The organism is Blastococcus sp. TF02A-35 (genome assembly GCF_004571075.1).
Taxonomy (GTDB): domain Bacteria; phylum Actinomycetota; class Actinomycetes; order Mycobacteriales; family Geodermatophilaceae; genus Blastococcus.
Genome location: NZ_SPQP01000023.1, coordinates 1 through 19,919, shown reverse-complemented (window position 1 = coordinate 19,919; position 19,919 = coordinate 1). Strand labels below are relative to the sequence as shown.

General features: G+C 72.5%; 19 protein-coding genes, 4 tRNA genes and 1 pseudogene. 5 read left to right on the top strand and 19 right to left on the bottom strand.

Annotated elements, in window-relative coordinates:
• Positions 1 to 34: 34 nt before the first annotated feature.
• The 9 genes from E4P43_RS12210 to E4P43_RS12170 form a co-directional block, all read right to left on the bottom strand.
• The gene (locus E4P43_RS12210; RefSeq protein WP_135145782.1) at positions 35 to 751 is read right to left on the bottom strand and encodes an ABC transporter permease; all 717 of its coding nucleotides are present in this window, start codon (positions 749 to 751) and stop codon (positions 35 to 37) included.
• Between the two features lie 95 nt (positions 752 to 846).
• Positions 847 to 1,983, bottom strand: a complete 1,137-nt coding sequence (locus E4P43_RS12205) for an ATP-binding cassette domain-containing protein (protein WP_135145744.1) — start codon at positions 1,981 to 1,983, stop codon at positions 847 to 849.
• Positions 1,984 to 2,285: 302 nt separating this feature from the next.
• Positions 2,286 to 2,678: a 50S ribosomal protein L7/L12 gene (gene rplL / locus E4P43_RS12200; RefSeq protein ID WP_104530058.1), complete on the bottom strand. Its 393-nt coding sequence runs from the start codon at positions 2,676 to 2,678 to the stop codon at positions 2,286 to 2,288.
• A gap of 16 nt (positions 2,679 to 2,694) precedes the next feature.
• Complete coding sequence (gene rplJ / locus E4P43_RS12195; protein WP_135145743.1) at positions 2,695 to 3,306, bottom strand: 50S ribosomal protein L10; 612 nt, start codon at positions 3,304 to 3,306, stop codon at positions 2,695 to 2,697.
• A 358-nt stretch (positions 3,307 to 3,664) separates the two neighbouring features.
• A complete protein-coding gene (gene rplA, locus E4P43_RS12190; protein WP_135145742.1) occupies positions 3,665 to 4,384 on the bottom strand; it encodes a 50S ribosomal protein L1 in 720 nt (239 codons plus the stop codon).
• A 101-nt stretch (positions 4,385 to 4,485) separates the two neighbouring features.
• On the bottom strand, positions 4,486 to 4,914 hold the full coding sequence (gene rplK / locus E4P43_RS12185) for a 50S ribosomal protein L11 (RefSeq protein ID WP_135145741.1): 429 nt from the start codon (positions 4,912 to 4,914) through the stop codon (positions 4,486 to 4,488).
• A gap of 53 nt (positions 4,915 to 4,967) precedes the next feature.
• On the bottom strand, positions 4,968 to 5,858 hold the full coding sequence (gene nusG, locus E4P43_RS12180; RefSeq protein WP_209313852.1) for a transcription termination/antitermination protein NusG: 891 nt from the start codon (positions 5,856 to 5,858) through the stop codon (positions 4,968 to 4,970).
• 47 nt (positions 5,859 to 5,905) lie between these two features.
• Positions 5,906 to 6,442 carry a preprotein translocase subunit SecE gene (gene secE, locus E4P43_RS12175; protein ID WP_135145740.1) on the bottom strand — a complete coding sequence of 179 codons (537 nt, stop codon included), beginning with the start codon at positions 6,440 to 6,442 and terminating at the stop codon, positions 5,906 to 5,908.
• Between the two features lie 106 nt (positions 6,443 to 6,548).
• Positions 6,549 to 6,621 (bottom strand) — tRNA-Trp (locus E4P43_RS12170).
• Between the two features lie 227 nt (positions 6,622 to 6,848).
• Between E4P43_RS12170 and E4P43_RS12165 the strand changes: the two genes are divergently transcribed.
• Positions 6,849 to 8,096 carry a pyridoxal phosphate-dependent aminotransferase gene (locus tag E4P43_RS12165; RefSeq protein ID WP_135145739.1) on the top strand — a complete coding sequence of 416 codons (1,248 nt, stop codon included), beginning with the start codon at positions 6,849 to 6,851 and terminating at the stop codon, positions 8,094 to 8,096.
• 1 nt (position 8,097) lies between these two features.
• Here the strand turns inward: E4P43_RS12165 and E4P43_RS12160 are convergent, their stop codons facing one another.
• From E4P43_RS12160 to E4P43_RS12130, 7 genes are all read right to left on the bottom strand, one after another.
• Entirely contained in the window at positions 8,098 to 9,528 is a 1,431-nt protein-coding gene (locus E4P43_RS12160) for a M1 family aminopeptidase (RefSeq protein WP_245159100.1), read from the bottom strand.
• Positions 9,525 to 9,932, bottom strand: coding sequence for a MaoC family dehydratase (locus E4P43_RS12155; RefSeq protein ID WP_135145738.1), 408 nt, complete (start codon positions 9,930 to 9,932; stop codon positions 9,525 to 9,527). Before E4P43_RS12155 ends, E4P43_RS12160 begins: the two co-directional genes overlap by 4 nt.
• Positions 9,929 to 10,372, bottom strand: coding sequence for a MaoC family dehydratase N-terminal domain-containing protein (locus E4P43_RS12150; RefSeq protein WP_135145737.1), 444 nt, complete (start codon positions 10,370 to 10,372; stop codon positions 9,929 to 9,931). The genes E4P43_RS12155 and E4P43_RS12150 overlap by 4 nt, the downstream gene beginning before the upstream one ends.
• A 31-nt stretch (positions 10,373 to 10,403) precedes the next feature.
• Complete coding sequence (rpmG, locus tag E4P43_RS12145; RefSeq protein WP_091770212.1) at positions 10,404 to 10,568, bottom strand: 50S ribosomal protein L33; 165 nt, start codon at positions 10,566 to 10,568, stop codon at positions 10,404 to 10,406.
• Between the two features lie 109 nt (positions 10,569 to 10,677).
• A tRNA-Met gene (locus E4P43_RS12140) sits at positions 10,678 to 10,751 on the bottom strand.
• Between the two features lie 56 nt (positions 10,752 to 10,807).
• Positions 10,808 to 10,880: transfer RNA gene (locus tag E4P43_RS12135), tRNA-Thr, on the bottom strand.
• A 151-nt stretch (positions 10,881 to 11,031) separates the two neighbouring features.
• A complete protein-coding gene (locus E4P43_RS12130; protein ID WP_135145736.1) occupies positions 11,032 to 13,575 on the bottom strand; it encodes a bifunctional diguanylate cyclase/phosphodiesterase in 2,544 nt (847 codons plus the stop codon).
• Between the two features lie 634 nt (positions 13,576 to 14,209).
• Between E4P43_RS12130 and E4P43_RS12125 the strand changes: the two genes are divergently transcribed.
• The gene (locus E4P43_RS12125) at positions 14,210 to 14,641 is read left to right on the top strand and encodes a pilus assembly protein TadG-related protein (RefSeq protein ID WP_135145735.1); all 432 of its coding nucleotides are present in this window, start codon (positions 14,210 to 14,212) and stop codon (positions 14,639 to 14,641) included.
• Between the two features lie 74 nt (positions 14,642 to 14,715).
• On the opposite strand, the gene E4P43_RS12120 is transcribed toward E4P43_RS12125, so the two are convergent.
• A tRNA-Tyr gene (locus E4P43_RS12120) sits at positions 14,716 to 14,797 on the bottom strand.
• A gap of 113 nt (positions 14,798 to 14,910) precedes the next feature.
• Here E4P43_RS12120 and E4P43_RS12115 point away from each other — a divergent pair.
• The gene (locus tag E4P43_RS12115) at positions 14,911 to 15,402 is read left to right on the top strand and encodes a YajQ family cyclic di-GMP-binding protein (RefSeq protein ID WP_135145734.1); all 492 of its coding nucleotides are present in this window, start codon (positions 14,911 to 14,913) and stop codon (positions 15,400 to 15,402) included.
• A gap of 42 nt (positions 15,403 to 15,444) precedes the next feature.
• On the opposite strand, the gene htpX is transcribed toward E4P43_RS12115, so the two are convergent.
• Positions 15,445 to 16,314 (bottom strand): zinc metalloprotease HtpX, encoded by an 870-nt coding sequence (gene htpX, locus E4P43_RS12110; RefSeq protein ID WP_135145733.1) that lies wholly within the window; start codon positions 16,312 to 16,314, stop codon positions 15,445 to 15,447.
• 178 nt (positions 16,315 to 16,492) lie between these two features.
• Between htpX and E4P43_RS12105 the strand changes: the two genes are divergently transcribed.
• Positions 16,493 to 18,520, top strand: coding sequence for a 2-oxoacid:acceptor oxidoreductase subunit alpha (locus tag E4P43_RS12105; protein ID WP_245159099.1), 2,028 nt, complete (start codon positions 16,493 to 16,495; stop codon positions 18,518 to 18,520).
• Positions 18,517 to 19,611 (top strand): 2-oxoacid:ferredoxin oxidoreductase subunit beta, encoded by a 1,095-nt coding sequence (locus E4P43_RS12100; protein ID WP_209313851.1) that lies wholly within the window; start codon positions 18,517 to 18,519, stop codon positions 19,609 to 19,611. The genes E4P43_RS12105 and E4P43_RS12100 overlap by 4 nt, the downstream gene beginning before the upstream one ends.
• A gap of 2 nt (positions 19,612 to 19,613) precedes the next feature.
• Here E4P43_RS12100 and E4P43_RS20540 read toward each other — a convergent pair.
• Positions 19,614 to 19,919: pseudogene (locus E4P43_RS20540) on the bottom strand (hypothetical protein); the annotation flags it as partial.

Genomic DNA, 19,919 nt, shown 5'->3' with positions numbered 1-19,919 from the left:
ACCCGGATCCGGTCGGTGGGCGAGAGGAGCGCCATCACGCCCCCTTCGGCGGGACGAGCTGGAAGTACAGCGCCGTCATGACGAAGTTGACCGCGAACAGCAGCAGGAACGTGATGACCACGGACTGGTTCACCGCGTCCCCCACGCCCTTGGGGCCACCGCCGGCGTTCAGCCCCTTGTAGGAGGCGACGATGCCGGCGATCAGCCCGAAGACCAGCGCCTTGAGCTCGCCGGACCAGAAGTCGGCCACCTGCGCGAGCGCGCTGAACGAGGCCAGGTAGGCACCGGGTGTACCGCCCTGGAGCACCACGTTGAAGAAGTAGCCGCCGGCGACGCCGACGACGCTGACCAGGCCGTTGAGGAAGACCGCGACGAGCATCGCGCCGAGGACGCGCGGCACCACGAGGCGCTGGATGGGGCTGATGCCCAGCACTTCCATCGCGTCGATCTCGTCGCGGATCTTGCGGGCGCCCAGGTCGGCGCAGATCGCCGATCCGCCCGCGCCGGCGATCAGGAGCGCGGTCACGATCGGGCTCGCCTCGCGGAGCACCGCCAGCACCGCGGCGGAGCCGGTGAACGACTCCGCGCCGAGCTGGCGGGTGAGCGAGCCGAGCTGCAGCGCGATCACCGCGCCGAACGGGATCGCGACCAGCGCCGTCGGCAGGATCGTGACGCTGGCGATGAACCAGGTCTGCTGGATGAACTCACGGACCTGGAAGGGGCGCTTGGGCAGCGCCCGGATCACGTCCAGGGCGAAGGCGAAGAGCTTCCCGCTGGCGGCGACGGGGCGCGTCGGCGAGTACTTGCCGTCGAGGAGGCCCGGCGCCTTCGGCTTGTCGGTAGCGGTCACCCCTCACCGCCCGACCGGGGCAGCACGGCCGTGGCGGTGGAGCCGCCGGCAGCGGCGTCGGCCTCCGGCGCCCAGTGCCGGCCACCGGAGCCCCGGGTCGGGGTGAAGGCACCCGCGTCGGCCTGCGCCAGCAGGTCCTCGGGCAGCGAGGCGCGGATCGCCTCGGCGGTGTCGGGGTCGAACTCGTGCAGCATCCGCGCGACCCGCTCCTGGCGGCGGCGGACGGCCTTGCGCTCGGGCAGGCCGGGCGAGGGCTCGAGCTGCGGCGGGACGGCGTCGCCACCGGAGGCACCCTTGGGGCCCACGCCGTTGTGGGCGTCGCCGCCGCGGGCCTCCAGGGCGGCCATCTCGGCCTCCACCTGGGCGACGTCCTTCTCCTCGCTCATCCCGATCGGGCCCTCGCGGCGACCGTTGAGGAACTGCCGGACGACCGGCTCCTGCGAGGTCAGCAGCTGCTCGCGCGGCCCGAACATCGCCAGGTGCCGACGGAAGAGCAGGCCGAGGTTGTCGGGCACCGTGCGGGCCGTGCCGATGTCGTGCGTGACGATCAGGAAGGTGGCGTCGATCTGGGCGTTCAGGTCGACGATGAGCTGGTTGAGGTAGGCGACGCGGACGGGGTCCAGGCCGGAGTCCGGCTCGTCGAAGAGGATGACCTCGGGGTCGAGCACCAGTGCGCGCGCCAGGCCGGCGCGCTTGCGCATACCGCCGGAGATCTCGCCGGGCAGCTTGCCCTCGGCGCCCTGGAGACCGACCATCTCCATCTTCTCCAGGACGATGTTGCGGATGTCGTTCTCGCTCTTCTTCGTGTGCTCGCGCAGCGGGAAGGCGATGTTGTCGTAGAGGTTCATCGACCCGAAGAGCGCGCCGTCCTGGAAGAGGACGCCGAACAGCCGGCGGACGTCGTACAGCTTGTGCTCGCTGCAGGTCACGATGTCGGTGTCGCTGATGATGATCGAGCCCTTCTCGGGCTTCAGCAGACCGACCAGGGACTTCAGGAACACCGACTTGCCGGTGCCCGAGGGGCCCAGCAGCACCGAGATCTCCCCCGGGGGCAACGTCAGCGTGACGTCGCTCCAGATGTTCTGGCTACCGAACGACTTGGTCAGCCCCGAGACCTCGACTGCGACGCCCACGTGTCTCCCGCCTCCCGTTCCGGCTCAGCTGCCGGTCCCCACCCCGCCGCAGTGGCAGGCCCCGGCAGTGTGCGGCAACCCGGGGATCTCCGCATCCGGAGGTCCGGGTGGTCCGCACCACTACCGGTCAGTAACGAACGTGTGGAGGCAAGGTTACGTGTGTCACGCGGTTTGGGTGACCCCGATCTCGTCTCCGGGTTGCAAACCACCCCGACACGCGACAGGGACCGCCCTCCGTGACGGAGGACGGTCCCTGAGCGAGGTGGTGCACTGCCCGGCGGCCTAAGCCGCCGGGCAGGGGGTCACTTGACGGTGACGGTGGCGCCGGCGCCCTCGAGAGCGGCCTTGGCCTTCTCGGCAGCGTCCTTGGCGACCTTCTCCAGGATCGGCTTCGGCGCGTTGTCGACCAGGTCCTTGGCCTCCTTGAGGCCGAGCGAGGTCAGGCCGCGCACCTCCTTGATGACCTGGATCTTCTTGTCGCCGGCAGCCTCGAGGATGACGTCGAACTCGTCCTGCTCCTCGGCGGCGGCAGCGCCACCGTCGCCGCCACCGGCGGCCGGGGCGGCCGCGACGGCGACGGGGGCAGCCGCGGTGACCTCGAAGGTCTCCTCGAACTGCTTCACGAAGTCGGACAGCTCGAGGAGGGTCATCTCCTTGAACGCGTCGAGCAGCTCGGCGCTGGAAAGCTTGGCCATGGTGTCTCCTTCTGGATCAGGCGTCGCTGGCCGCGTCGGCGGCAGCGTCGGTCGTGTCGGGGGTGGTGTCAGCAGCAGCGGTGTCGGCGGCCGGAGCCTCGGCGGCCGGTGCGTCGGCCGCCTTCTTCTCCTGCAGCGCGGCAGCCAGGCGGGCGACCTGCGACAGCGGGGCCTGGAACAGCCCGGCAGCCTTGGTCAGGTTGCCCTTCATCGCGCCGGCGAGCTTGGCGAGGAGCACCTCACGGCTCTCGACGTCGGCGAGGCGGGTGACCTCGGCGGCGTCGACGGTGCGGCCCTCGACCACGCCACCCTTGACGACGAGCAGCGGGTTGGCGCGCGCGAAGTCACGGATGGCCTTGGCCGCGTTCACCGGGTCGCCCTCGATGAAGGCGATCGCGGTGGGGCCGTTGAGCAGCGGGGCGAGGTCGGAGAAACCGACCGAGTCCGCCGCCCGCTTCGTCAGGGTGTTCTTGACGACGGCGTAGCTGCTGCCCTCACCGAGGGAACGGCGGAGCTGGGTCAGCTGCGCCACGGTCAGCCCGCGGTACTCGGTGAGCACCGCCGCACTCGAGTTCTGGAACCGCTCGGTGATCTCGTCGATCACCGCGGCCTTCGCCTGCGTGGGCATGGGCCTCCTCTCGTCTGTCGGGCGACCACTGGACGCTGCACGACGACGGGCGATCGAGGCCCCGGAGACGGAGAACGCCCCGGCGCAGGGCGCACGGGGCGACAGGCGGGCGCGGAGAAGCGCCCGGCGATCGAACCGTCCTCCTGCGCGGGTCGTCCGCAGTCTGCGGACCTTCGATCGCACGCGGACGTGCGACGACCAGCGGTCTTGGGGGGAACGACGCCAAGAGTACGCGATCCACCGGCGGAGGCGGTAGCCGGTCCCCCGGTGACCACCCGGACGGGCGGCGGGACGACGGAGGCCCCGCCGCGCTGGTGCGCGACGGGGCCTCCGTGGAGCCCCTGGACGGGGCCTGCTGTCAGGCGGTGGGCTCGTCCACCGTCAGGTTGCGGGTGCGGTTCGGGTCGACCGGGATGCCCGGGCCCATCGTCGTGGAGACGGTGACCTTCTTCAGGTACCGGCCCTTGGCGGCGGCGGGCTTGGCGCGCAGCACCTCGTCGAGCGCGGCGGCGTAGTTCTCCACCAGCTTCGTCTCGTCGAAGGAGGTCTTGCCGATGACCAGGTGCAGGTTGGCCTGCTTGTCGACGCGGAAGTTGATCTTCCCGCCCTTGATGTCGTTGACGGCCTTGGTGACGTCGGGGGTCACGGTGCCGGTCTTCGGGTTCGGCATCAGGCCGCGGGGGCCGAGGATGCGGGCGATGCGACCGACCTTGGCCATCTGGTCCGGCGTCGCGATCGCGGCGTCGAAGTCCAGGAAGCCGCCCTGGATGCGCTCGATCAGGTCGTCGGAGCCCACGACGTCGGCGCCGGCGGCCTCGGCCTCGGCGGCCTTGTCACCGGTCGCGAACACGATGACGCGGGCGGTCTTGCCGGTGCCGTGGGGCAGGTTGACCGTGCCGCGGACCATCTGGTCGGCCTTGCGCGGGTCGACGCCCAGGCGCATGGCGACCTCGACGGTGGCGTCGTAGGAGGTCGTCGACGTCTCCTTGGCCAGGGTGGCGGCCTGGAGCGGGCTGTACAGGTTGTCGCGGTCGACCTTCTCGGCCGCGGCGCGGAACTTCTTGCCGTGCTTCGCCATGGTGGTGTCCTTCCGGGGGCCCGGTCCTTCACGGACAGGACCCCGGTCACGTGGTGAACGGGCCTGGCGAGGCCCTCCCACTGGTACTGGTGGAGCGAGTGTCAGACGACGGTGATGCCCATCGACCGGGCGGTGCCGGCGATGATCTTCTCGGCCTGGTCGATGTCGTTGGCGTTGAGGTCGGCCATCTTGGTGGTGGCGATCTCGCGGACCTGGTCACGGGTGACCGTGGCGACCTTGGTCTTGTGCGGCTCGCCCGACCCCTTCTCGACACCGGCGGCCTTGAGCAGCATGCGCGCCGCCGGCGGGGTCTTGGTGATGAAGGTGAAGGACCGGTCCTCGAAGACCGAGATCTCGACCGGGACCACGTCGCCACGCTGCGACTCGGTGGCCGCGTTGTAGGCCTTGCAGAACTCCATGATGTTGACGCCGTGCTGGCCGAGCGCCGGACCCACGGGCGGCGCGGGGGTGGCCGCACCGGCCTTGATCTGGAGCTTGATGACCGCGGTCAACCGCTTCCTGGGGGGCATGACTTCCTTCTATCTCTGGTGGATCAGCTGGTGCACGGAGCGCCGTCGAGCGCTCAGATCTTGCTGACCTGGTTGAACGACAGCTCGACGGGCGTCTCGCGGCCGAAGATGGAGACCAGCACCTGCAGCTTCTGCTGCTCGGCGTTGATCTCGTTGATGGTGGCGGGCAGCGTCGCGAACGGGCCGTCCATGACGGTGACCGACTCGCCGACCTCGAAGTCGACGACGGCAGCCGGCGCGGCCGCGGCGGCACCGCCACCGGACGCGGCGGCCTCGGCGGCCCGGGGCGCCTGCGGGGCGGTGGCCGGCACGAGGATCTTCACGACCTCGTCGATCGTGAGCGGCGAGGGCTTGGAGGTCGCGCCGACGAAGCCGGTGACACCGGGGGTGTTGCGGACCGCGCCCCACGACTCGTCGTTGAGCTCCATGCGGACCAGCAGGTAGCCGGGCAGCACCTTGCGGTTGACCTGCGAGCGCTTGCCGTTCTTGATCTCGGTGACCTCCTCGGTGGGCACCTCGATCTGGTAGATGTAGTCCTCCACGTCGAGGGACTGGATGCGCGCCTCGAGGTTGGTCTTCACCTTGTTCTCGTAGCCGGCGTACGAGTGGACGACGTACCAGTCGCCGGGAGCGATCCGCAGCGCCTTCTTCATCGCCTCGGCCGGGTCCTCGTCCTCCTCCACCGCGACGTCGGAGTCGGCGGCCGGGGCGGCCAGCGGGTCGCTCGCCAGGCTGGCGGGGTCGCCGTCCTCGACCTCCGGGGTCACGTCGGCGACCTCGGTGCCGGTCTGCAGGTCGGCGGTCTCGGTGGACCCCTCGGCCGCACCGGTCTCGCCGACACCGGTCTCGACGTCGGCGGAGCCGCGCACGTCGAAGCGGGCGTCGTCCAGGTCGGTGCCTTCGACCGCGTTGTCGGTCTCGAAGGGCTCGCGGGGGTCGGTCACAGGGATCTCTTCCTTGTCAGGGGGCGGAGCGGCACGGTGGGCGGAGGTCAGCCGAAGACGGCGATCACGCCCCGTGCGAAGAGCAGGTCCAGCCCGGCCACCAGGGCGACGATGAAGGTCACGAAGACGATGACGACCGTGGTGTAGGTGATGAGCTCGCGCCGGCCCGGCCAGATGACCTTGCGCAGCTCGGCCACGACCTCGCGGAGGAACCGCAGGATCGACCGCCGCGGGCGCATCTCCTGGGCCCGGGCGCGCTCGGCGGCGGCACGCGAGCGGGTGCCGGTGCCCTCGCGGGCAGGGGTCGAGGCGCTGCGCGCGGCCCGGCGGGTGCGGGCGGCCGGCTCGTCGTCCTCGTCCTCGGCGTCCGCGGTGATCCGGCCACGCCGGCCGCGCTGGCCGGACCGGGGGGCCACGACCTTGCCCTCCTCGGACTCCGCGTCGCCGGCGACCTCGTCCTCGGCCGCCTCGAGGGCCTCGGCGTCGTCGACGCCCGGCGCCTCGCGGTCGAGCTGCTCGTCGGTGAGCTCGGCGTCGGAGGCGGCGCGCGCGTCGTCCTCGCGGCCCGGCTTCTCGTCGCTCACTGCGCCTCGCTCGCCTCGTGGTGGTGGCCGCTCGCACGAGGGCCGTCGGTCGGTGGTGCCGGTGTCGTGCTGGTCGTGCTCGTCGCCGGCGGACCGGCGGCACGGGCAGGGGTGACAGGACTTGAACCTGCAGCCTGCGGTTTTGGAGACCGCTGCTCTGCCAATTGAGCTACACCCCTGTGCCCTGGGAAGGGCCCCGGGACGGTCGCCTCGCCGCAGCCACGCCCCGACCTCCGAGGAGATCCGGGGCACGCCGGTGGCGGGGTCAACTGCCCCAGGCCAGCAAGTGTACGGGACCGCCCGGGTGCGCAGCCAACGTCCCACCGACCCGCTCCCCTCCCGGTGGGGCGACCGCCCCGCTGACCGGCGGCACGGCCGGGGCCACGGCCTTTGACACGATGAGGCCATGACCGCCCCGGAGCCCGCCGCCCCCTCGTCCGGGCTGCCGCCCGCCGCGCGCCGCGTCTCCCGCCGCATCGGCGCGATCGCGGAGTCCGCGACGCTGGCCGTCGACGCGAAGGCGAAGGCGCTCAAGGCCGCCGGCAAGCCGGTGATCGGCTTCGGTGCCGGCGAGCCGGACTTCCCGACGCCGGACTACGTCGTCGAGGCCGCCATCACCGCCGCCCGCACCCCGGCGATGCACCGCTACACCCCCGCCGGTGGGCTGCCGGCCCTCAAGGAGGCCATCGTCGCGAAGACCGCCCGCGACTCGGGGCTGCAGCTGACCCCCGCGCAGGTGCTGGTCACCAACGGCGGCAAGCAGGCCGTGTACGAGGCGTTCGCGACGATGCTGGACCCGGGCGACGAGGTGCTGGTGCCCGCGCCGTACTGGACCACCTACCCCGAGGCGATCCGGCTGGCCGGCGGCGTCCCCGTGCCGGTCGTGGCCGACGAGCAGAGCGGCTACCTGGTCTCCGCCGCCCAGCTGGAGGCCGCCCGCACCCCGCGCACCAAGGCGCTGCTCTTCTGCTCGCCGTCCAACCCCACCGGGGCGGTGCACCCCCCGGAGCAGGTCGAGGAGATCGGCCGCTGGGCGCTGGAGGCCGGCCTGTGGGTGCTGACCGACGAGATCTACGAGCACCTCACCTACGGGGGCGTCACCGCGCCGTCGCTGCCAGTCCTCGTCCCCGAGCTGGCCGACCGCTGCGTGGTCGTCAGCGGGGTCGCCAAGACCTACGCGATGACCGGCTGGCGGGTGGGCTGGATCGCCGGGCCGGCCGACGTGGTGAAGGCCGCCACCAACCTGCAGTCGCACGCGACGTCCAACGTCGCCAACGTCTCGCAGGCCGCCGCGATCGCGGCGCTCACCGGTGACCTGTCGGCCGTCGCCACCATGCGCGAGGCCTTCGACCGCCGGCGCCGGACCATCGTGCAGATGCTGCGGGAGATCCCCGGGATCGCCTGCCCCGAGCCCCAGGGCGCCTTCTACGTCTACCCCTCGGTGAAGGGCCTGCTGGGCCGGCCGATCGGCGGTCGCACCGCGGCGACCAGCGCCGAGCTCGCGGAGCTGGTCCTGGAGCAGGCCGAGGTCGCCGTCGTCCCCGGCGAGGCGTTCGGCACGCCGGGCTACATCCGGATGTCCTACGCCCTGGGCGACGACGACCTCGTCGAGGGCGTCACCCGCATGCAGCGGCTCCTCGGCTCGGCCGAGTAGCTCAGCCGGGGAGGTCGTCCTCGTCCAGCGCCCCGGCATCGACGAGGACGGCGACCGCGGCGGGCAGGTCGGCCAGGGCGGCACCGACGTCCGCCGGGGTCGCGATCGACCAGGCGGTGGCGTCGACGTAGCAGCGGACCGCGGCGTCGAACGCCTCCGCCCCCGCCGCCTCCCGGGCGGCCAGCAGCGCCGCCCCGCCCTTGCCGTACACGGTGCTCACGTACGGGCGGTCGCCGGTGAACTCGTCCATGGCGCCGCCGACGTCGCCCTCGCGGGCCAGGGCGGACTCCACCGAGGACGCCGGCGGCGGGTCGGTCATGGACTCCGCCCAGGTGGCGAACGCCTCGTCCAGCCACGGGTCGCGGAACTGCGAGTTGCCGACCATCCCGTAGAACCACATGTGGGCGACCTCGTGCACGAGCACCTCGCGGCTCGGCGTGGCCTGCAGGATCATGCCGGGGTACTCGATCCCGCCCCCGTAGTCCGGGAGCAGCGCGACGCTGAGCGTCCCGTAGGGGAACGGCCCCAGGAACGCCTCCAGCTCGGCGATCGCCGCCATCGTGTCCTCCAGCAGCTCCCCCGGCTCGAGGTCGCCGCCGACCAGGGCGCCGGCGCGGACGAGCACCCCGCCCGGCGTCTCCTGCTCGGCGGTTCCGAAGAGCCCGGCGGCGACGGCGACGTCCCGGGCGACCGGCTCGGTCGCCCGCCAGGTCCGCCGCCCGTCGCGCGGGTCGGACGGGCGGGCCCGCGCGCCGGTCATGAGCACGGTCAGCTGCTCAGGCGCGGAGACGGTGATCTCGGTGTCCGCGGCCGGGCTGCTCGCCGTCTCCCCCGTCAGGCCGACGAAGGGGTCCCGGGCCCAGCCGGTCCCGGGCTCCCAGGCCAGCAGCGGGGCGCCGCTGGCCCACCAGGTGACGCCGTCGGCGACGCCGAACCGCTCGAAGCCGCCCTCGCCGATGGTGAGCGTGAAGTCCAGGCGCACCTCGGTGGCCTCCCCGGCCTCCAGCTCGGCGTCGAGCCGGACGACGTAGAGGCCGCCGGGCCCGCTGCCACCCGCCGCCTCGTAGCCGCCCTCCTCGACGTCGTCGCCGCGGACGCCGTCCACGACCAGGCGGTTGCCGGCGGGGGCCGACTCCGGGGCGTTGGGCACCAGCCGGAACACCAGCTCGTCCGTGGGCAGGTCCGGGGTGAAGACGACGGTCTCGCTGCCGGTGACCGTGCGCAGGTCGTCGGCCAGCCGGAAGTCGTAGGAGACCGTGGGCCGGTCCGGGTCCGGTTCGGCCCGCTCCGCGGGGCAGGCGCCCGGGTCGGCGCTCTCCTCCCCGGTCTCCGGCGCCGCCGAGCCGGCGGTGGGGCGCCCCTCGGCGAAGGACGTGCAGCCGGTGAGCAGGAGCGCGCCGAGCAGCGCCCCCACCGACCGGCGGGCGGTCACGGGAGCCGAACGACCGCGCGGGCGAGGGAGAGGACCTTCTCGCCGTCGCTGGTGACGGTGAGGTCGACCCGCGCGCGGCCGTCGTCCAGCAGCGCCGCGACCTTGCCGCGCACGGTGACCTCGGCGCCCTCGTCGTCGTCGGGGACGACCACCGGGCGGCCGAAGCGGACCTGGAACTCCACGAGCGCCGACGGGTCACCGGTCCAGGCGGTCACCGCCCGGCCGGCCAGCGCCATGGTGAACATGCCGTGGGCGATGACGCCGGGCAGCCCCACCTCGCGGGCCGTCCGGTCGCTCCAGTGGATCGGGTTGAGGTCACCGGAGGCACCGGCGTAGCGGACCAGGTCCGCACGGGTGACGCGCAGGACCTGCTCCGGCAGCTCGGTGCCCACCTCGACGGTCATGCGCCCCTCGCCACGAGCATCGACGCCGTCGTGCAGACGGCCTCCCCGTCCTCGGCGGCCAGCTCCACCCGGGCGGTCAGCAGGTCGTTGCCCGCGACGCTGCGGGCGGCGTCGATGGTCGTCGTGGCGACCAGCCGGTCACCGGCCCGGATCGGGCGGTGGTGGGTGAACCTCTGCTCGCCGTGCACCACGCGGCTGTAGTCCAGGCCGACCTCCGGGTCGCCCAGCACCACGAAGGCGGCCTCCAGGCTCACCACGATGGCGAAGGTGGGCGGCGCGATGACGTCGGGGTGGCCGGCCGCGCGGGCGGCGTCGACGTCGAAGTGCACCGGGTCCTGCGCGCCGACGGCCGTCGCGAACTCCGCGATCTTGGCGCGGCCCACCTCGTAGACGGCAGAGGGCGGGTAGCTGCGCCCGACCAGTTCCCGGTCCAGCGCCATGCTCCCGCCCTCGCTCAGCTGCCGGAGACCGTCAGCGGGTCTCGCGGTGCAGCGTGTGCTTGCGCTCGCGCGGGCAGTACTTCATCAGCTCGAGACGGTCGGGGTCGTTCCGACGGTTCTTGCGGGTGATGTAGTTGCGGTTCTTGCACTCCTGGCAGGCCAGGGTGATCTTCGGACGGACATCGGTGGCTGCCACGGGGCGCTCCTAGCCTTGTAGTGCAGGCCCCGGGGCCGGGACCTGGTACTGCCTGCGCCGGTCGGTGCCGACACGACGACGGACCCCGGGGTGCGGGGTCCGTCGGGAGTAGCGGTGACCGGACTTGAACCGGTGACACAGCGATTATGAGCCGCTTGCTCTACCAGGCTGAGCTACACCGCCGGGATGACCGTGCGGCCCGGTCTCGCGACAGGACCGGCTGGTCAGCTTACTGCCAGAGCCCCTTTACGGAATCGAACCGTAGACCTTCTCCTTACCATGGAGACGCTCTGCCGACTGAGCTAAAGGGGCGTGCTCGGAGCCGTCGAAGACTGTACCTGGCCGTGCTGGCCGGGTCTGCGCCGGGGCGCAGGTCCCCTCCGAACCGTGCGTGGAGAACTGTAACAGCCGCCCTGGAGGACCCCGTCCGGAGGCTCGCCGGGCCGTGCCGGACGGGTCGCCGTCAGGTCCGGACGAACAGCCGGCGGTGCGGGGCGCCCGGCGTGGCGGAGCGCACGCCGGCCCGCGCGAGCAGCCACCTCTCCAGCCGGTCCTCGGGCAGCGGGCGGCTGATCAGGAAGCCCTGCAGCTTGTCGCAGCCCATCGTGGCCAGCTGGTTGCGGGTCATCTCGTCCTCGACGCCCTCGGCGACCACGCACAGCCCCAGGTTGTGGGCCAGCTCGATGATCGAGCGCGCGATGAAGGACTCCCCCTGGCTGGTCGCCATCGTCAGCACGAAGGACTTGTCGATCTTCAGCTCGTCGATGGGCAGCTGGCGCAGCTGCGACAGGGACGAGTAGCCGGTGCCGAAGTCGTCCATGGACAGCCGCAGCCCGAGGTCGTGCAGGTCGTCCAGCACCGAGCTCTCCCGCACGGCGTCGTCGACGACGCTGCTCTCGGTGAGCTCGAGGATGAGCAGCTCCCCCGGCACCTCGTGGCGCTGCAGCGCGCCGCGGATGCGCTCGACCAGGTCAGGCTCGGCCAGGGAGCGCGCCGACACGTTCACCGCGACCGACAGGGCGATGCCCTGGTCCAGCCAGCGGCGGCACCGGGCCAGCGCCAGGTCGAGGACGTGGTCGGTCACCAGGCCGATCCGGCCGATCTGCTCGGCGAGGCCGATGACCTCCTCCGGCGGGACGTTGCCGTAGCGCGGGTGGACCCACCGGATGAGCGTCTCCACGGAGACGATGTCGTTGGTCTGGGCGTCGATGACCGGCTGGAAGACCACGCTGATCTGCCCGTCGGCCATCGCCTGCTCCAGCTCGGAGGCCAGCTGCAGCCGCCGGAGGCTCTGCTGGTCCAGGACGGGGTGGTAGCTGGCCACCCCGCCGGAGGACTCGGCGGCGAGCAGGGCGACGTCGGCCCGCTGCATGAGGATGCCGGAGTCCGTGCCGTGGACCGGCGCCGCGACGACGCCGATGGTCAGCGAGACCTCGAGGTCGAGCCCGGCGACGCGCACCCGCGTCGCGGCGGCCTCGCGCAGCCGCCGCGCGGCCTGCTCGGTGGCCGCCAGCGAGAGCCCCGGGAGGAGGACGGCGAACTGCTCGCGCTCCATGCGGGCCAGCAGGGCGGTGGGCGGCGCGTGCTCGCGCAGCAGCCCGGCGATGACCAGCAGGAGCTCGTCGCTCGCCGCGTGGCCGAGGGTGTCGGTCACGTCGGCGTAGGTGCCGAGGGAGGCCAGGATCAGCCCGGCCCGGGCACCCGCCGCGCCACCGGCCAGCAGCTGGTCGATCTCGGCGGAGAGCCGCTGCCGGTTGGGCAGGCCGGTCAGCCGGTCGTGGTCGGCGTCGTACCGGATGCGGGTCAGCAGCTGCTGCTGGCGGATCGCGGCGTTGACGTGGGTGAGCATCGAGTCCAGGGCGCCGCGCTCGCTGCTGCTGAAGGAGACCAGGTCGCTGCGCCGGTCGCACACCTCGAGGTAGCCGGGCTCCCCGGCCGCCGTCGTGACCGGCGCACCCAGCAGGTCGGAGACCCCGCGTCGGGCGAGGGCGGCGCGCTCGGCCGCACCGGCGCGGGCCGCCGTCACGTGGACGACGCCGTCGGTGGAGGCCACGGCCCGCCGGCGGAGCAGGTCGTCGGGGTCCCCGGGGCCGTCGTACCAGTCGGCCCCGTCCTCCGTGGCGACGACGAGCCGCGGGCCCTCGTCCAGGTAGGGCGGCAGCCAGAGGGCCACGCGCTCGGCGTTGAGCAGCTCGCGCACGGCCTGGACGATCTGGTGGGTGCCGGCCTCGTCGGGCTGCACCTCCTCGACCCGCCGCGCGAACGCGTAGACCTGCTCGAGCGACTGGCTCTCCCGCGTGACCCCCGCGAACCGGCGGTGGAGGAGGACGACCGCCGCGGCGAGCGGCGTCATGATCAGCCACGCCCAGACGGTGGTGTGCAGCAGCAGCAGGATGGCCAGGCCGATCAGCGCGGCCACCGGCCCGACCACGACCAGGGGCACCAGGATCCCGGCCCACAGGGCGCGTCCCGGGTAGCCCTGCGCCATGGTGATGGCGCCGCCGACGAGGCCGGCGGAGACGACGTTGGCCGCGAACACGGCGGCCAGGCAGGACAGCCACGTCACCGGGTCGGTGATCCCACCGGTGGGCAGCAGCCCGAGGACGGCCACGGCGACGCCGGCCTCGAGGACGGCCACGGCCGCGTTGAAGACGACCTTCGGCGCCGGGAGCCGCTGCGCCGTGAGGACCAGCGCGACCGCGACCGCGCGGGTCACGGCCGTCCAGGCGCCGCCGACCTCCAGCAGGGCGAGCACGAACGCCAGCTCGCTCGCGGAGCTGTGGAAGCTCTGCCGCCGGAACTCGACGTGCACGGTGAGGCGCTCGGCGACCACCGCGATGCCGAAGACGGCGACGAGCACCGGCACGTCCACCCGCCAGGGCCCGGCGAGGAAGACCGCCACCCCGACCGGCACGCCGACGGCGAGCCCGAGCAGCGCCACGAGCCAGGGGCTGCGCGGTGCGCGACCGTCTCCTGGCTCGCGGACCTGCTGCTCAGCGGCCTGCACATGGACTCCCCGGGTGGTCGGGCGGGCGAAGGCTAGCAGCGAAACCAGCCGGCGCGACGCGTTCGGACCCGCGGATGGATCCGATCAGAAGCATCCTCGGCACCTCGGAGGCCGGACATGAGTCGGGGCAGCCGTTCCGCAGAACGACTGCCCCGCACGGGTGAACCGCAGGACCGGGCTGGTCAGCCCGCCTGGCGGGTCCACCTGAAGCCACGCGTCCACCGGAACCCGCGACCCGACTGACCCTCACGCTGCATGGTGTTCATGGCGACTCCCTCTGGGCACGAAAGAAAGGCTGGCTGCGGCAGCCATCCACGCGCGGGGGCAGAGCGTCGTCGAATACGGACCGCGCGGGAGACAATGCTTCCCGTGACCGGCGGCCACAAGCATGTCCGTGACGACACGCCGGGCGTCTACGTCATGTCGTGACCTTCCGCCACTCGGGCCGCACGAACAGTGAGTCCGCGGCCGTTTCGCGACGCCTGGAGGACCGCCCGCCGGCACCGCCCGCGGCCGCCGTCGTCCACAGGGGCCGACCGCACGTCACGGGACCGGGTGACCGCTCGTCCACAATGTCCACAGATCGTGTCCACAGGTGGTGGATAACCGGAGGGGCCTGCCTACGCTCCCCCGCGTGCGCTGGCCGACCGACGACCCGGAACGCGGCTCGACGCTGCCGTTCGTCCTGGTCTGCTGGCTCGTCGCCGCGCTGATGTGCTTCGGCGGCATCGCCGCCTCCGACGCCTTCCTGGAGCAGCAGGAGGTCCAGTCGGTCTGCGACGGCGCCGCGCTCGCCGCGGCGAACCAGGCCGACGAGGCGGCCGTCTACGCCCACGGGGTGGGGACCGAGCTGCCGCTCACCCGGGCCGCCGCCCAGGCCGCCGTCGCCGACCAGCTCGCCGACGGCGGCGTGCAGCTGGACAGCTGGTCGGCGGAGACCGACGGCGCCGAGGTCACCGTGCGCTGCACGCGGTACGTCGCGATCGCCTTCGACTGGCTCTTCCTCGGCGGGGAGCCGCTGGAGCGCACCGCCGTCGCGAGCGCGCGGGCCCCGACCCTGCCCTGACCGGCGGGGGCAACGCGCGGTGCGGAGAAGGTGACGGCCCCCGACCTGCAGGTCGGGGGCCGCCGTACCGAACGTGGCGGGTGAAGGATTCGAACCTTCGAAGGCTAAGCCGACGGATTTACAGTCCGCTCCCATTGGCCACTCGGGCAACCCGCCCTGCGGTGCGTGCTGCTCGGTACGCGGGAGAGACTACAAGACGCGGGGTACCGGCGGTGACGGGTCCCCGTGACGAGTCCCGGTGGCGGAACCGCCCCCACGGAGAGGAAGACATGGCCGACGCATCGTTCGACGTCGTGAGCAAGGTGGACCGCCAGGAGGTGGACAACGCCCTGAACCAGGCCGGCAAGGAGCTGTCGCAGCGGTTCGACTTCCGCGGCACCAACGCCACCATCGCCTGGGCCGGCGAGGACGGGGTCACCCTGCAGGCCGACACCGAGGAGCGCGTCTCGGCCGCGCTCGAGGTGTTCAAGGAGAAGCTCATCAAGCGGGGCATCTCGCTCAAGGTGCTCGACGCCGGTGAGCCGCAGGCCTCGGGCAAGAGCTACAAGATCGGCGCCACGATCAAGCAGGGCATCGAGTCCGACGTCGCCAAGAAGATCGCCAAGCTCATCCGCGACGAGGGCCCCAAGGGCGTCCAGGCGCAGATCCAGGGCGACCAGCTGCGGGTGAGCGGCAAGAAGCGCGACGACCTCCAGGCGGTCCAGCAGCTGCTCCGCGGTGCCGACCTCGACGTCGCCCTGCAGTTCGACAACTACCGCTGACCTGGCGGAGCCGGCCCGGCCGCAGGGGGCGGCCGGGCCCTCCTACCGCTCGCGGGCCATCTGCTCCAGCCGGGCGATCCGGTCGGCCATCGGGGGGTGGGTGGCGAACATCGACGCCATCCCCCGACCGCGGAACGGGTTGGCGATCATCAGGTGGCTCTGCGTCACCAGGCGCTCCTCCTGCGGGAGCGGCCGCACCGCCGTGCCGCGCTCGATGACGCGCAGGGCGTCGGCGAGCGCCAGCGGGTCCTGGGAGAGCTCGGCACCGGAGGCGTCGGCCTGGTACTCGCGGCTGCGGCTGACCGCCATCTGCACCAGCCCCGCCGCGAGGGGGCCGAGCAGCATCAGCAGCAGGCCCCCGAGGGCGTTGCCGCCACCGCGGTCCTCGTCGGAGCGGCCCCCGAACAGCGACGCGAACATCGCCATGTGCGCCAGGTAGGTGATCACCGTGGCCATCGCGCCGGCCACCGAGCTGATCAGGATGTCGCGGTTGTAGACGTGCGAGAGCTCGTGGGCCAGCACCGCCCGCAGCTGCCGCCGGTCGAGCAGCTCGAGGATGCCCTGGGTCACGCACACCGCGGCATTGCGCGGGTTCCGCCCGGTCGCGAAGGCGTTGGGCTGGTCGGTCGGGCTGACGTAGAGCCGGGGCATCGGCTGGCGGGCCGACGTCGCCAGCTCGCGGACCATCGCGTAGAGCTGGGGCGCCTGCGTCTCGGTCACCGGGAAGGCCCGCATGGACCGCAGGGCCAGCTTGTCGGAGTTGAAGTAGGCGTAGCCGTTCATGCCGAGCGCGAGGACGAGGGCGATGAACAGCCCACCGCGCCCGCCGATGAGCGCCCCGGCCATGAGGATCAGACCGCCCATGAGCCCCAGGAGCAGGGCGGTCTTCAGTCCGTTGTTCCAGCGCTGCACGTCCGGTCCAACGCCGTCGGCCGACCGCCCGTTCCCCGCCGCCGGCCCACCCGTCACCCGGCGGAATGAGATAAGGGCTGCCTTGGTTGGCACCCCTGGACGCGGTGGGATCCTCGCCGCTGCACAGCGTGTCCGGTTGCACATCCCGGGCGCGGACACACGCACGTAACCTCGCCCGGTGGAGGTAGACCCCCTGATGACTGGCACCAACCCGACCGTCGCGCCGTCGGAGTCGAACGGCGCCCTGGCCACCACGGTGCCCAGCTCCGCCCCCGGCGGGCTCGTCAAGAGCGTCGTGGCGCTCGACCGCGTGGTCATCCGCCTCGCCGGCGACTCCGGCGACGGCATGCAGCTCACGGGCAACCGGTTCACCAGCGAGACGGCGTCCTTCGGCAACGACCTGAAGACGCTGCCGAACTTCCCCGCCGAGATCCGGGCGCCGACGGGGACCCTGCCGGGCGTCAGCTCCTTCCAGCTCCAGTTCGCCGACCACGACGTGATGACCCCGGGCGACGCGCCCGACGTCCTGGTCGCCATGAACCCGGCCGCGCTCAAGGCCAACCTCGCCGAGCTGCCCGGCGGCGGCCTGCTCATCCTGGACTCCGACGAGTTCACCCCGCGCAACCTGGCCAAGGTCGGGTACGCGACGAACCCGATCGAGGACGGTTCGCTCGAGGGCTGGCAGACCGTCAGCGTGCCGCTGACCTCCATGACGCTCGAGGCGCTCAAGGACTCCGGCCTCGGCAAGAAGGAGGCCGAGCGCAGCAAGAACATGTTCACGCTCGGCCTGCTGAGCTGGATGTACCACCGGCCCACCGAGGGCACGATCCGCTTCCTGGAGCGCCAGTTCCGCCGCAAGCCCGAGATCGCGGCGGCCAACATCGCCGCGTTCCGCGCGGGCTACAACTACGGCGACACCACCGAGGCGTTCGCCGTCTCCTACGAGATCAAGCCGGCCCCGATGAAGCCGGGCCGCTACCGCAACATCTCCGGGAACCAGGCCCTGGCCCTCGGGCTGGTGGCGGCCGGGCAGCGCTCGGGCCTGCCGATCTTCCTGGGCGCGTACCCGATCACGCCTGCGTCGGACATCCTCCACGAGATGTCGCGCCACAAGGCCTTCGGCGTGCGGACCTTCCAGGCCGAGGACGAGATCGCCGGCATCGCCGCGGCGATCGGTGCCTCCTTCGGCGGGGCGCTCGGCATCACGACCACGTCCGGGCCCGGTGTCTCCCTCAAGTCCGAGGCGATGGGGCTGGCGGTGATGACCGAGCTGCCGCTGGTCATCGTCGACGTCCAGCGCGGTGGCCCCTCCACCGGCCTGCCGACCAAGACCGAGCAGTCCGACCTCCTGCAGGCCATGTTCGGCCGCAACGGCGAGGCCCCGATCCCGGTGATCGCCCCGCGGTCGCCCGGTGACTGCTTCGACGCCGCGATCGAGGCGGCGCGGATCGCGCTGGCCTACCGGACCCCGGTCATCCTGCTGTCGGACGGCTACCTGGCCAACGGCGCCGAGCCGTGGGCCATCCCCGCCGTCGACGAGCTGCCCGACCTGACCGGCGACGTCGGCTTCGCCACCGAGCCCAACGGCGAGGACGGCGAGTACCTCCCCTACCTGCGCGACCCGGAGACCCTGGCCCGCGCCTGGGCCATCCCCGGCACCGCGGGGATGCAGCACCGGATCGGCGGGCTGGAGAAGGCCGACCGGACCGGCAACATCTCCTACGACCCGGCCAACCACGACTTCATGACCCGCACCCGGCAGGCGAAGGTCGACGGCATCGCCGCCTCGATCCCGCTCACCGACGTCGAGGACCCGGACGGCCTGGACGGTGAGGGGGCCCGCGTCGCCGTCATCGGCTGGGGCTCCACGTACGGCCCGATCGGCGCCGCCTGCCGGCGGATCCGCAGCTCGGGCCGGAAGGTGGCGCAGATCCACCTGCGGCACATCAACCCGTTCCCGGCCGACCTCGGCGAGGTCCTGGCCCGGTACGACCGGGTGATCTGCCCGGAGATGAACCTGGGGCAGCTCTCGATGCTGCTGCGCGCGAGGTACCTGGTGGACGTGCAGAGCCACACCCAGGTGCGCGGGCTGCCCTTCCGCGCGGCCGAGCTGGCCGCGGTGATCCAGGACGCGATCGACACGGCGCAGCCCACCGCCGTGACCCCCTCCGCAGGGAGCCCAGCTGTGAACGGAGCCCAGCAGTGACCACCGTCGAACTCGGCATGCCGGACGCGCCGACCCCCATCGACGCCGCCATCGCCCGCTCGCTCGAGCAGCACGGCCCCAAGGTGACCGACCTCAAGGGCAAGGACTTCAAGACCGACCAGGAGGTGCGCTGGTGCCCCGGGTGCGGTGACTACGTCATCCTCAACGCGGTCCAGAGCTTCCTGCCCAGCCTCGGCATCGCCCGCGAGGACATGGTCATCGTCTCGGGCATCGGCTGCTCGTCGCGCTTCCCGTACTACATGAACACCTACGGGATGCACTCGATCCACGGCCGCGCCCCGGCGATCGCGACCGGCCTGGCCGCGTCCCGCCCGGACCTGTCGGTGTGGGTCGTGACCGGTGACGGCGACGCGCTGTCCATCGGTGGCAACCACCTGATCCACGCGCTGCGGCGGAACGTCGACATGACGATCCTGCTGTTCAACAACCGGATCTACGGCCTCACCAAGGGCCAGTACTCGCCCACCTCCGAGGTCGGCAAGGTCACCAAGTCCACCCCGATGGGCTCGCTGGACCACCCGTTCAACCCGGTCTCGCTGGCCATCGGCGCCGACGCCACGTTCGTCGGCCGCGCGATGGACTCCGACCGCAAGGGCCTCACCGAGGTGCTGCGGCAGGCGGCGGAGCACAAGGGCACGTCGCTGGTGGAGATCTACCAGAACTGCAACATCTTCAACGACGGCGCGTTCGAGCTGCTCAAGGACCCGGCGACCGGCCCGATGTGGACCATCCCGCTCGAGCACGGCAAGCCGCTCGTGTTCGGTCCCGACGGCGCCTCCTGCGTGGTCCGCGAGGAGTTCGGCGGCCTGCGGATCGCCGAGACCAACCAGGTCGACCCGAGCGAGATCGTCGTCCACGACGCCACCCGCGAGGACCCGTCCTACGCGTTCGCGCTCTCCCGGCTGTCCTCGCAGGACCTCCGGTACACGCCGATGGGCGTGTTCCGGAAGGTCCAGAAGCCCAGCTACGAGGCGATGATGGCCGAGCAGCTCGACGAGGCCCGCCTGCAGGGCCCCGGCGACCTCGGCGCCCTGCTCGCCGGCGGCGACACCTGGACCGTCGACGCCTGACCTCAGGTCACGGCCGCGGGCCCGTCTCCCTCCGGGGAGGCGGGCCCGCGGCCGTTCCGGGCGAGCACCGCGGTGACGACGGCGAGCGCCCCGCGCAGCGCCTCCCGGTCGGGGGCGGCGAAGCCGAGGACGAGCCCCGCCCGCCCGGCGGGGTCCGGGCCGGCGCCGTGGTGGCGGGCCAGACCGTCCAGGGCCCGGGTGACCAGCCAGCCGATGACGACGACCAGGTGCAGCACGAACAGCCACAGCCCGACGGCGACGACGCCACCGATGACGTCGAGGCCGCCGAACGGGGCGCCCAGGTCCAG